The following is an 11,976-nucleotide window of genomic DNA, read 5'->3' as shown; positions in this document are numbered from 1 at the left end:
CTCTTTCTCATTTGACAATCATTATCATTCAACATAATTTGTCGCTCGATGTGTAGGACGGCGCCGTCCCCCGAGGCCCTCCCACTAACCTATTGGCAGCAAGGTGATTTCCATGACGGAACAAGTATCCACAAGCAGGTGCGATTCACCGCTACTTCAGGCATTCGTCGACAATCGACTGATTCTGGTCAAGATTGCAGCCCGCATTACCGGTTGCAGGTCTCGTGCCGAAGATGTGGTTCAGGATGCGTTTTTCCGACTGCAATCGGCGCCGCCGATCACGTCGTCGATCAAGGCTCAGCTGAGCTACCTGTTCCAGATCGTGCGCAACCTCGCCATCGATCACTACCGCAAGCAGGCGCTCGAACAGAAATACTCAGGCCCGGAAGAGGAAGGCTTGAACGTGGTGATTCAGGGCGCTTCGCCGGAAACTTCGCACATCAACTTCTCGACCCTCGAACACATCGCCGATGCGCTGACTGAGCTGCCCAGCCGCACCCGTTATGCCTTCGAGATGTACCGCTTGCACGGCGTGCCGCAGAAAGACATCGCCAAGGAACTGGGCGTATCACCCACCCTGGTCAACTTCATGATTCGTGATGCGCTGGTGCACTGCCGCAAGGTCTCGGGCAGTCGGCGGGATGCGGTGATTGCGGGGCGTCGCTGAGACCGCGTCGTCTGATCAAAAAAGATCGCAGCCTTCGGCGGCTCCTACATGAGAATGCATTCCTCTGTAGGAGCTGCCGAAGGCTCGGGCCGCGATCGGACGATCTTTTGCTTGATGCGATATCAGGCCAATGGGCACCGATCAAAAAACCGCTCCCGCCCCAGAATCATCAGCGCCGCGCGCTTGTGCGGAAAATCGAATTCCTTCTCGCAGTGAAAGCACTGGTTGTGCATATGCCCGATCATCTTCGCGTTGTCGGCACGTGGCTCGGCGACCACGCGCTGGGTGCGTGGATCATCGAGAAACAGGTAATGCACCAGCGCCGATAACCAGCTCGCCACTTTGTGCGGGCCGCGATGACTTTCCTCGCCGACCAGCATGTGAATGCCACGGTCGTAATCGCCGGCATCGTAGAACGGCGCGATGCGATCTTCCTTGGCCCAGTAGGCTTCGAAATAGGCGAATGGCTGATCATCAAAACAGCCGATCAGCGTCAGCGTGTGCGGATCGGCATCGAGCTTGTTGAGATAGTCGCGATGCTGCTCAAGGCTGCCCTCCTCCTGCCAGAAACTCGCCACGCGCGGGCTGTTCTGCCAGCGATTGAAGCGCGACAGATCTTCTTCAATTTCCAGCGTACGCAAGGAAATCCACGCGCCGAGCCGTGCATCGAAACGCCGATAGACTTCACCGCGCGGCTTCACCGGTCGCAACGGATGGCGCTTGCCCTGGCTGATGACCATTTGCTGCGGATAGCTGCCGGTCAGTGAAGTGCCCAGCCACGGCTGCGGCAATTGCCAGAACAGCGTGCGCTCGCAGCGATACTCGCCGGCGACTTCGGTGTTGATCAGCAAACCACTGAATAAGGCTTCGGTCGGCGGCTGATCGAGTTGCCAGGTCAATTGCTGGCACGCCGGATCACGGGCGAACAGCCAATAACAGGCGGCCCACAAGGCTTGCCCGTGCGGCAGGGCAAAACGCTCATCAAGCTGGATCGGGCCATTGGCCTCGCGGTCCAGGCGCAGACGAATCAACGGTTGCCCGTCCAGGCTCAGGCTCAGCCGGCTCTCGGTAGCATCAGCGATCAATTGACTGCCCGAGGGCAACGCCAGAGCAGTCAGGTCATTCAGATTGGACATGGGTCAGGCTCACGTAATCGTCGACAGTTCAACGAAGTGACGTGAGCCGGGAGGGGAAATTTAAGCGCGAGAGGCAATTAGCGCTTCAGTGATGAGGCGCCGGCATCACGGCAATCCTGTAGGGCTCGAAAATCCTCAGCAATTCGCCGTTGTCGCGCAAACGCTGCAACAGGTTGCCGAAGGCTTCGCCGGTGATCGGAGCGTTTGGCCGCAGAATCGCGTAATGGTGATAGATCTGATCGGTACGCTGCGACGCCAGCAGTTCATCGCGGACCTTCTCGTTGCGCAGCAGGTAATCGAACAGATAGGAGCGGGTCACCAGGGCAATGTCGGCGCGCCCGCGCAGGACCATCAGCAGGTTGCTGTCGTGGGAATAGGTCAGCGTGGCGTTGTAGTTGTGCGCGAGGTATTTCGGGTCGGCGTTGAAGTCGGCGAATTCGTAGTGATAACCGCTGAACAGCGCCAGACGTTTGCCCGACAGGCTCGAGAAGTAGTTTTGCTGGCGGCCGTCTTCGCGTTGCGCGACGAAAATCTCGGCGTCTTCCAGGCCCATGTCGACGTCGTCGTGGGGAATGTCCTTCCAGCCCCACTCGGGGTTCTCGAAGATCGCCATATCGATGCGGCCCTGCTTGAAATCACCGAAGCGGCGCGGGATCGAGGTTGGCACCAGGACGAACTGATAGTCGCTCTGCGAGTGGTTCAGCGCCTCGATCAATTGCGGCAACAGGCCGGTATCGGCGCCGTTTTCCGGGCGAATCGTGTAGGGCGGGAAATGCGCGGCGCCGACCCGGACCAATTGCGCTGACTGAGCGGGCAATACCCATAACGCAGCCAGCGCAGCGAGCATCAGCCCGGCGGCTGTCCGAATTGGCGAAGACTTCAAAACACCCCACTCCCCGAAAAAAATAGCGATCAATGCATTCAAGCTAGGCGGTTTCGCCGACTTAGCCAGTTTGTCGGCCGGTCCGACAACCGTTCAACGCGCTTCGAGGACCAGAATCAGCGCTTCATCGGCGAGCTGATCGAGGCTCAAACTGCCGCCGGCACGGAACCAGGTGGTGGTCCAGGACAGTGCGCCGGTAAGGAAACGTCGGGTAATAAAAACGTCGCCGCGAATATAGCCGGCGTCCTTGGCCTCGCCCAGAACCTGCAGCCAGATGTCTTCATAAACGTCACGTAAAGCAAGGACTTTAGCCTGGCCGTCTTCGGACAATGAGCGCCATTCGTACACCAGCACCGCCATCGCCTCGCCACTGCCGCCCATGATCGACTGCAATTCGCAGCGAATCAGCGCCAGCACTTTCTCGCGCACGTCACCGGCTTCGGCCAGGGCTGCGCGCATCAGCGCGGTGTTGTAGCGGATGGTTTCCTCCATCACCGCGCGGAGAATTTCATCCTTGCTTTTGAAGTGATGAAAAATACTGCCCGACTGGATGCCCACAGCGCTGGCCAGATCGCGCACCGTGGTGCGCTCGTAGCCTTTGTTGCGAAACAGGTGAGCCGCCACTTGCAGCAATTTGCCGCGGGCGCTGTCCGGGTCGGTCAACTGGCCTTGGTCGACCAGTTCGCGCATGACCCGCAGGGCTTTTTGCTCGTCCACCCGTTCTCTCCTACAGTCGATCAGTGTGTTGCCCCCTGTAACCGCAGGGTTGCGCGCAATTTAAGCCGCGCGCGGGCACCAAGCAAGCGCTTGGGCAGAAGAATGTTTCGCCTGTTTACAAACCAAGCGCTTGCTTGGTAGCCTCCAGACACTTCTGTCGCAGGTCCCTGAGTCGGAGATAAAAATGCCAACCACCGTGCGAATCGGCTGCGCCAGTGCTTTTTGGGGCGACACTTCCACTGCTGCCGCCCAGCTTGTCTCCGGCGGAAACCTGGATTATCTGGTGTTCGATTATCTGGCCGAGATCACCATGTCGCTGATGGCCGGCGCGCGCCTGAAAGACCCGCAGGCCGGGTTCGCGGGTGACTTCGTTGAAGTGCTGGCGCCGCTGCTGACGCAACTGGCCGAACAGAACATCCGCGTGATCAGCAATGCCGGCGGGGTCAATCCGCAGGCTTGCGCGGCGGCCCTGCAAGCGGCCTGTGACCAGGCTGGGGTCCAGCTGAAGATCGCCGTGTTGCTCGGCGACGACTTGCAAGGACAGCTCAAAAACCCCGCCGATATCCGCGAAATGTTCAGCGGCGCGCCGCTTCCGCGCATGTGCGTGTCGACCAACGCCTACCTCGGCGCGCCGGGAATTGTCGAAGCGTTGCGCCTGGGTGCCGACATTGTCATCACCGGCCGGGTGGTCGACAGCGCCGTAGTCAGCGCGGCGCTGGTCCACGAATTTGGCTGGTCGTGGCATGACTACGACAAACTCGCCCATGCCGCGCTGGCCGGGCACATCATCGAATGCGGCGCGCAGTGCACCGGCGGTAATTTCACCGACTGGCGCGAGGTGCCGGATTACGAGCACATCGGTTTTCCGATCGTCGAGGTCAGCGCCGATGGCCAGTTCCTCGTCAGCAAACCCGAAGGCTCCGGCGGCCTGGTCACGCCGCTGACCGTCGGCGAGCAGATGCTCTACGAAATCGGCGATCCGCAGGCCTATCTGTTACCCGATGTGATCTGCGATTTCACTCAGGTCAAACTTCAGCAACAAGGCAAAAACGTCGTGCAGGTGCACGGTGCCAAAGGCCTGCCGCCCAGCGACAAATACAAGGTCAGCGCCACGTACCCGGACGGTTTTCGCTGCACCGCCAGTTGCCTGATGGCCGGCATCGACGCGGTGGACAAGGCGCGGCGGGTCAGTCAGGCGATCATCGACAAGACCGCCGAGATGTTCAGCCTGCGCGGCTGGGCGCCGTACAGCGAAACCCATGTCGAACTGCTCGGCAGCGAAGCCACCTACGGCCCCCACGGCCAGCGCCGCGACAGCCGTGAAGTGGTGATCAAAATCGCCGTACGCCATCCTGACAAACGCGCGCTGGTGCTGTTTTCCAAAGAGATCGCCCAGGCCGCGACCGGTATGGCGCCCGGTCTGACCGGCATTGTCGGCGGACGTCCGACCGTGTACCCAGTCATCCGCTTGTTCTCGTTCCTCGTCGATAAAAGCGCCTGCGCCCTGCAAGTCGACATCGCAGGCGAACGTCATCCTTGCGCCCTACCCGACCCAGTGGCCCTCGACAGCGCAGATTTGCCGCTCGCCCATCAGCCACCCAAACCCCAAGGCCGCGCCGATGCCAGTGTGCCGCTGGTGAAACTGGCGGTGGCGCGCTCCGGCGACAAGGGCAACCACAGCAATATCGGCGTGATGCCGCGCCATCCCGATTACCTGCCATGGATCGCCGAAGCGCTGACCCCTTCGGTGGTGGTCGACTGGATGCGCCACGTCCTCGATCCGCTTCTCGGGCGTGTCGAACGCTGGTATCTGCCCGGCACCCACAGCCTCAACTTTCTTTTGGAAAACGCCCTCGGCGGTGGCGGTGTCGCCAGTCTGCGCATCGACCCGCATGGCAAAGCCTTCGCCCAGCAACTATTGGAAATCCAGATCCCGGTGCCGCAGAGCATCGCCGAACAGCTCGACTAGAGGATGGTGTGCATGGCTTACGCGTCGATTTTTCGCGCCGATCTGTTCAGCGGCCAGAACCTGATTGTCACCGGTGGCGGCAGCGGCATCGGTCGCTGCACCGCCCATGAACTGGCGGCCCTCGGCGCCAATGTGCTGCTGGTCGGGCGCAAGCCGGAAAAGCTGGAAAAAGTCGCCGCCGAAATCGCCGAGGACGGCGGCCGCGCGCACTGGAAGGCCTGCGATATCCGCGATGAAGAAGCGGTCAAGCCACTGGTCAAAGAGCTGATCGCCGAACACGGGCCGATCCACGGCCTGGTCAACAACGCCGGCGGCCAATACCCGTCGCCCTTGGCCTCGATCAATCAGAAGGGCTTTGAAACCGTGCTGCGGACCAATCTGGTCGGCGGCTTTCTGATGGCCCGCGAAGTGTTCAACCAGTCGATGAGCAAACACGGCGGCAGCATCGTCAACATGCTTGCCGATATGTGGGGCGGCATGCCCGGCATGGGCCACTCGGGCGCCGCGCGTTCAGGCATGGACAACTTCACCAAGACTGCTGCGTTCGAGTGGGGTTACGCCGGGGTCCGGGTCAACGCGGTGGCGCCGGGCTGGATCGCCTCCAGCGGCATGGACACTTACGAGGGCGCATTCAAAGCAGTGATTCCGACCCTGCGCGAGCATGTGCCGCTCAAGCGTATCGGCACCGAATCGGAAGTCAGTGCGGCGATCGTGTTTCTGCTCAGCCCGGCGGCAGCGTTCATCAGCGGCACCACATTGAAAATCGACGGCGCCGCCAGCCTCGGCAGTCGCGCCTGGCCGCTGCACAAGGCGAGCCACAGCGAATCGTTCAACGGTTTCCACCGCGCGTATTTACCAGAAGTGTTGCGTCCCGAAGTGCTCAAGGACAAGGAATAAGCCATGGCGCAGATTCAGTCGCAACTCGATCCGCACAGCGAAGCGTTCGCGCGCAACCGCGCGGCCATGCTCGCCGCCATCGAGCAGGTGCAGCAGCTCGAACAGAACCTGCTGAACAAGGCCGCCGAAGCCAAAGACAAATTCAGCAAACGCGGGCAACTGTTGCCCCGCGAGCGCCTGAACCTTTTGCTCGACCCCGGCGCGCCGTTCCTCGAACTGGCCAGCCTCGCCGGCTACAAATTGCATGACGACAAGGACGGCAGTTCGGCCGGTGGCGGGCTGATTGCCGGCATCGGTTATGTCTGCGGCATCCGCGCGATGGTGGTCGCCAACAACAGCGCGATCAAGGGCGGCACGATCTCGCCGAGCGGCCTGAAAAAGTCTCTGCGCCTGCAACAGATCGCGCGGGAAAACAAACTGCCGATGATCACCCTCGCCGAAAGCGGCGGCGCCAATCTCAACTACGCGGCGGAGATTTTTGTCGAAGGCGCGCGCAGTTTCGCCAATCAGGCGCGCATGTCAGCCATGGGTTTGCCGCAGATCACCGTGGTACACGGCTCGGCCACGGCGGGCGGCGCCTATCAACCGGGGTTGTCGGATTACGTGGTGGTGGTGCGCGGCAAGGCCAAGCTGTTTCTCGCCGGCCCGCCATTGCTCAAAGCGGCGACCGGCGAAGTGGCCACCGATGAAGAACTCGGTGGCGCCGAGATGCACGCGCAGGTCGCCGGCACTGCCGAATATCTCGCCGAAAACGACGCTGACGGCATACGCCAGGTCCGCGACATCATGCGCATGTTGCCCTGGAACGAGCAGCTGCCGTGGCTGCCGCAGCCGCAATTCAAAGAACCGCTCTACCCCATCGACGAACTGCTCGGGCTGATCCCGGACGATGCAAAAAAGCCCTACGATGTGCGCGAAATCATCGCGCGGATTGCCGATGAATCGGACTTTCTCGAATTCAAAGGCGAGTTCGATCAGCAAACCCTTTGCGGCCAGTTGAAAATCCAGGGCCGCGCCTGCGGCTTCATTGGCAACAACGGACCGATCACCCCGCAAGGTGCGAGCAAGGCGGCGCAGTTCATCCAGTTGTGCGACCAGAGCCAGACGCCGCTGCTGTTTTTCCACAACACCACGGGTTTCATGGTCGGCACCGAATCGGAACAGCAAGGCGTGATCAAGCACGGCTCGAAACTGATCCAGGCGGTGGCCAACGCACGGGTGCCTAAACTGACCATCGTCGTCGGCGGTTCCTACGGCGCCGGCAACTACGCCATGTGCGGGCGCGGGCTCGATCCGCGCTTCATCTTCGCCTGGCCCAACAGCCGAACGGCAGTGATGGGTGGCGCTCAGGCCGGCAAGGTTCTGCGCATCGTCACTGAGGCCAAACAGCTCAAGGACGGCATCGAGCCTGATCCGAAAATGCTCGACATGCTCGAACAGATGACCGCGCAGAAACTCGACAGCCAATCCACCGCACTGTACGGCAGCGCCAATCTGTGGGACGACGGCCTGATCGACCCGCGCGACACCCGCACCCTGCTCGGTTACTTGCTGGATATCTGCCACGAAGCCGACATGCGCACGCTGCAACCCAACAGCTTCGGCGTCAGCCGCTTCTGACCGCCACGGATCCTACGGAGAACAACAACAATGATCTTCACCCCGGAACACGAAGCCCTGCGCCGCACCGTCCGCCAGTTCGTCACGCACGAGATCAACCCGCACGTCGAAGAGTGGGAAAAGGCCGGACGCTTCCCCATCCACGAGATTTTCCGCAAGGCCGGCGAACTGGGTCTGCTGGGCATTTCCAAGCCGGAAAAATTCGGTGGCATGGGCCTCGACTACAGCTATTCGATCGTCGCCGCCGAAGAGTTCGGCACCATTCATTGCGGCGGGATTCCGATGTCGATCGGCGTGCAGACCGACATGTGCACACCCGCCCTCGCCCGCTTCGGCTCCGATGAATTGCGCGAAGAATTCCTGCGCCCGGCCATCACGGGCGAACAGGTCGGCTGCATCGGCGTCTCTGAAGTCGGCGCCGGTTCCGATGTCGCCGGGCTGAAAACCACTGCGCGCAAGGACGGCGACGACTATGTGATCAACGGCAGCAAAATGTGGATCACCAACTCGCCGAGCGCCGATTTCATCTGCCTGCTGGCCAACACTTCGGACGACAAGCCACACATCAACAAGTCGCTGATCATGGTGCCGATGAACACCCCGGGGATCAGCCTCAGTTCGCACCTGGACAAGCTCGGCATGCGCAGCTCGGAAACCGCGCAGGTGTTCTTCGACAACGTGCGCGTGCCGCAGCGCAATCGCATCGGCCATGAAGGCGCCGGGTTCATGATGCAGATGCTGCAGTTCCAGGAAGAACGCCTGTTCGGCGCGGCGAACATGATCAAGGGCCTGGAATATTGCATCGACAGCACCATCGAGTACTGCAAGGAGCGCAAGACCTTCGGCAACGCGCTGATCGACAACCAGGTGATCCACTTCCGCCTCGCCGAATTGCAGACCGAAATCGAATGCCTGCGCGCACTGGTCTATCAGGCCACCGAGCAGTACATCAAAGGCCAGGACGTCACGCGCCTGGCGTCGATGGCCAAGCTCAAGGCCGGACGCTTGGGCCGGGAAGTCAGCGACAGCTGCCTGCAATATTGGGGCGGCATGGGCTTCATGTGGGACAACCCGGTGGCCCGCGCCTATCGCGATGTGCGCCTGGTATCGATTGGCGGCGGCGCCGACGAAATCATGCTGGGGATCATCTGCAAACTGATGGGCACCCTGCCGGGGAAAAAGAAATGAGCAGCCTGCCCGATTGCCAGACGCTGTTGCTGGAACTGCATGGCGGCGTGCTGCACATCACCCTCAACCGCCCGGACAGCCGCAACGCGATGAGCCTGCAAATGGTCGCCGAACTGCGCGCGGTGCTGGCGGCGGTGCACGATGACCGCACAGTGCGGGCCTTGGTGCTCAGCGGTGCCGGCGGGCATTTTTGTGCCGGCGGCGACATCAAGGACATGGCCAGTGCCCGGGCTCAGGGCGCGGACGCTTACCGTGAGTTGAACCGGGCGTTTGGCGCGTTACTGGAACAAGCCCAACATGCGCCGCAAGTGCTGATCACTGTGCTGCAAGGCGCCGTGCTCGGCGGCGGCTTCGGCCTGGCTTGCGTCAGCGATATTGCGATTAGCGATCACCAGGCGCAGTTCGGCTTGCCGGAAACCAGCCTTGGCCTGATCCCGGCGCAAATCGCACCGTTTGTGGTGCAACGGATAGGCCTGACCGAAACCCGCCGACTGGCCCTGACCGCAGCGCGTTTCGATGGCCACGAGGCGCATCGTTTGGGGCTGGTGCATTTCGTTGAACAGGATGCGCAAGCGTTGGCCGAGCAACTGGATGAGGTCTTGCAACAGGTGCTGCGCTGCGCACCCGAAGCGAATGCGATGACGAAAAAATTGTTATTGGCCAGCGCCGGGCAGCCTTCGAGTGAATTGCTCGATGAGGCGGCGCAGTGGTTCAGCGCGGCGGTAACCGGAGGCGAGGGAGTCGAGGGGACCATGGCTTTTATGCAGAAACGCAAACCTCGGTGGGTCAGCTAAAAGCTTCGCGAGCAGGCTCGCTCCCACAGGTCGAAATGCATTCCGAATGTGGGAGCGAGCCTGCTCGCGATGCGGCCATCCCATTCACCGCTATCATTTCAGGAACCCCACCATGCCCACCCTCCACAAAATCCTGATCGCCAACCGCGGTGAAATCGCCTGCCGCATCCAGCGCACGGCCCAGGCGCTGGGTTATCGCACCGTCGCCGTGTTCAGCGACGCCGACGCCGATGCGCTACACGTGCAAATGGCCGACCAAGCCGTGCACATCGGCCCGGCGCCGGTGCAGCAGTCGTACCTCAACATTGCGGCGATCCTCGACGCCGCCCGCCGCAGCGGCGCCGACGCGATTCACCCGGGCTACGGCTTTCTCTCGGAAAACGCCGATTTCGCCCGCGCCTGCGCCAAAGCCGGGCTGACTTTCATCGGCCCCAGCGTCGAAGCGATCGAACTGATGGGCAGCAAACGCCTGTCGAAAATCGCCATGCTTGACGCCGGCGTGCCGTGCATTGCCGGCTATCAAGGCGCAGCGCAGGACGACGCGACGCTGCTGGCCGAAGCCGAACGCATCGGCTATCCGCTGATGATCAAGGCCAGCGCCGGCGGCGGTGGACGTGGCATGCGTCTGGTGCACGAGGCCAGCGAACTGGCGGCGCAACTGCGCACCGCGCGGTCCGAAGCAATGAACGGTTTCGGCAGTGACGAGTTGATTCTCGAGCAAGCGTTGGTCGAGCCACGCCATGTCGAAGTGCAGCTATTCGGCGACCAGCACGGCAATCTGGTCTACCTCGGCGAACGCGATTGCTCGATCCAGCGCCGCCATCAGAAAGTCATCGAAGAAGCGCCGTGCCCGGTGATGACCGCCGAGCTGCGCCAGGCCATGGGCGAAGCGGCGCTCAAGGCCGGGCGCGCGGTGGATTACGTCGGCGCTGGCACCGTGGAGTTCCTCCTCGACGCGTGCGGGCAGTTCTACTTTCTGGAGATGAACACCCGTCTGCAGGTCGAGCATCCGGTGACGGAATTGATCACCGGGCTGGATCTGGTCGCATGGCAGTTGCTGGTTGCCGAGGGCCAGCCGCTACCGCTGACGCAGGAGCAGATCCGTCTCGACGGTCACGCCATGGAAGTGCGCCTCTACGCTGAAGATCCCGCTGCGGATTTTCTTCCGCAAACCGGCCGAATTGCCGCATGGCAACCGGCTTCGGATCACGGCGCACGGATCGATCACGGTCTGCTTGAAGGCCAGTCGGTGAGCCCGTTCTACGACCCGCTGCTGGGCAAACTGATCGCCCACGGCGCAACCCGCGAAGAGGCGCGGCGCAAATTGTTGCGAGCGGTGCAGGACACCGTGCTGCTTGGCGTGCAAAGCAACCAACGCTTGCTCGAAGGCCTGCTGCAACATCCGCAGTTCATCAGCGGCGACTTCAGCACCGCTTTCATCCAGCAACATTTTTCCAGCCATGCCTGCCTCAACACTTATGTGCCGACGACGGCGCAACTGGCGATTGCCGTGGCGTTGTTCTATCAGGCCAGCGCCCTGCCCCATCGCGCCCCGTTGAATGGCTGGCGCAACAACGCCAGCGTGCCGTTGCACTATCGACTCGGCAGTGACGAACAGGACTGGACGCTGTCGGTGCTGGCGCGCAAAACCGGCGAGTTGGTCGTGCAGGCTGGCGAAAGCACTGTGGAGGTGAAAATCATTGAGCACGCCGCGCAATCGATCACCATCGAAGTTGATGGTCTGCGCCAGCGCCACGCCTATCGTCTGCACGATCAGCAGCTGTGGCTGTTCACCCATCCGGGCAGCCTGCGCCTGGAGGATCGAACTCATGCGCCGATCGACAGTCAGACCAGCGTCGCCTCCGGCACCCTCAAAGCCCCGATGGACGGTGCCATTGTCGACGTGCTGGTCAGCGAAGGCAGTACGGTCAGCAAGGGTCAATTGCTGGTGGTGCTGGAGGCAATGAAAATGGAGCATCCGTTGAAGGCCGGCATCGATGGCGTGCTCAAACGGGTGCAAGTGAAGGTCGGCGATCAGGTAAAAAATCGTCAGGTTCTGTTGCAGGTCGAGTAGTCGCCCGGGCACAAGCGCGGGGTTTGACTAC

10 protein-coding genes are annotated in these 11,976 nt (G+C 61.6%); 7 read left to right on the top strand and 3 right to left on the bottom strand.

Going from position 1 to position 11,976, the window contains the following annotated elements; all coding sequences use genetic code 11:
- Positions 1-112: 112 nt before the first annotated feature.
- A complete protein-coding gene (locus tag KVG85_RS02550) occupies positions 113-667 on the top strand; it encodes an RNA polymerase factor sigma-70 (RefSeq protein WP_008088195.1) in 555 nt (184 codons plus the stop codon).
- Positions 668-789: 122 nt separating this feature from the next.
- Here KVG85_RS02550 and KVG85_RS02545 read toward each other — a convergent pair whose 3' ends face one another.
- The 3 genes from KVG85_RS02545 to KVG85_RS02535 all read right to left on the bottom strand — a co-directional run bounded on the left by KVG85_RS02545 (position 790) and on the right by KVG85_RS02535 (position 3,403).
- Complete coding sequence (locus tag KVG85_RS02545) at positions 790-1,803, bottom strand: GNAT family N-acetyltransferase (protein ID WP_217862896.1); 1,014 nt, start codon at positions 1,801-1,803, stop codon at positions 790-792.
- 85 nt (positions 1,804-1,888) lie between these two features.
- Positions 1,889-2,686 carry a substrate-binding periplasmic protein gene (locus KVG85_RS02540; RefSeq protein WP_217862895.1) on the bottom strand — a complete coding sequence of 266 codons (798 nt, stop codon included), beginning with the start codon at positions 2,684-2,686 and terminating at the stop codon, positions 1,889-1,891.
- A 93-nt stretch (positions 2,687-2,779) separates the two neighbouring features.
- Positions 2,780-3,403, bottom strand: a complete 624-nt coding sequence (locus KVG85_RS02535) for a TetR/AcrR family transcriptional regulator (RefSeq protein ID WP_016770820.1) — start codon at positions 3,401-3,403, stop codon at positions 2,780-2,782.
- A gap of 184 nt (positions 3,404-3,587) precedes the next feature.
- Here KVG85_RS02535 and KVG85_RS02530 point away from each other — a divergent pair, with 184 nt between their 5' ends.
- From KVG85_RS02530 to KVG85_RS02505, 6 genes are read left to right on the top strand one after another with little or no spacing between them, the layout of a single operon-like run.
- A complete protein-coding gene (locus KVG85_RS02530; protein WP_217862894.1) occupies positions 3,588-5,372 on the top strand; it encodes an acyclic terpene utilization AtuA family protein in 1,785 nt (594 codons plus the stop codon).
- 12 nt (positions 5,373-5,384) lie between these two features.
- Complete coding sequence (locus tag KVG85_RS02525; protein WP_217862893.1) at positions 5,385-6,269, top strand: SDR family oxidoreductase; 885 nt, start codon at positions 5,385-5,387, stop codon at positions 6,267-6,269.
- A 3-nt stretch (positions 6,270-6,272) separates the two neighbouring features.
- Entirely contained in the window at positions 6,273-7,889 is a 1,617-nt protein-coding gene (gene atuC, locus KVG85_RS02520) for a geranyl-CoA carboxylase subunit beta (RefSeq protein ID WP_110601482.1), read from the top strand.
- A gap of 30 nt (positions 7,890-7,919) precedes the next feature.
- Complete coding sequence (gene atuD / locus KVG85_RS02515) at positions 7,920-9,077, top strand: citronellyl-CoA dehydrogenase (protein ID WP_016770823.1); 1,158 nt, start codon at positions 7,920-7,922, stop codon at positions 9,075-9,077.
- Positions 9,074-9,871 (top strand): enoyl-CoA hydratase/isomerase family protein, encoded by a 798-nt coding sequence (locus tag KVG85_RS02510; protein ID WP_217862892.1) that lies wholly within the window; start codon positions 9,074-9,076, stop codon positions 9,869-9,871. The genes atuD and KVG85_RS02510 overlap by 4 nt, the downstream gene beginning before the upstream one ends.
- Positions 9,872-9,917: 46 nt before the next feature.
- Entirely contained in the window at positions 9,918-11,945 is a 2,028-nt protein-coding gene (locus KVG85_RS02505) for an acetyl/propionyl/methylcrotonyl-CoA carboxylase subunit alpha (RefSeq protein ID WP_437182168.1), read from the top strand.
- Positions 11,946-11,976: the final 31 nt, after the last annotated feature.

The organism is Pseudomonas triticicola (assembly GCF_019145375.1).
Taxonomy (GTDB): Bacteria; Pseudomonadota; Gammaproteobacteria; order Pseudomonadales; family Pseudomonadaceae; genus Aquipseudomonas; species Aquipseudomonas triticicola.
Note: the sequence above shows the minus strand (reverse complement) of the source record. Positions and strands in the feature narration are given on the sequence as shown.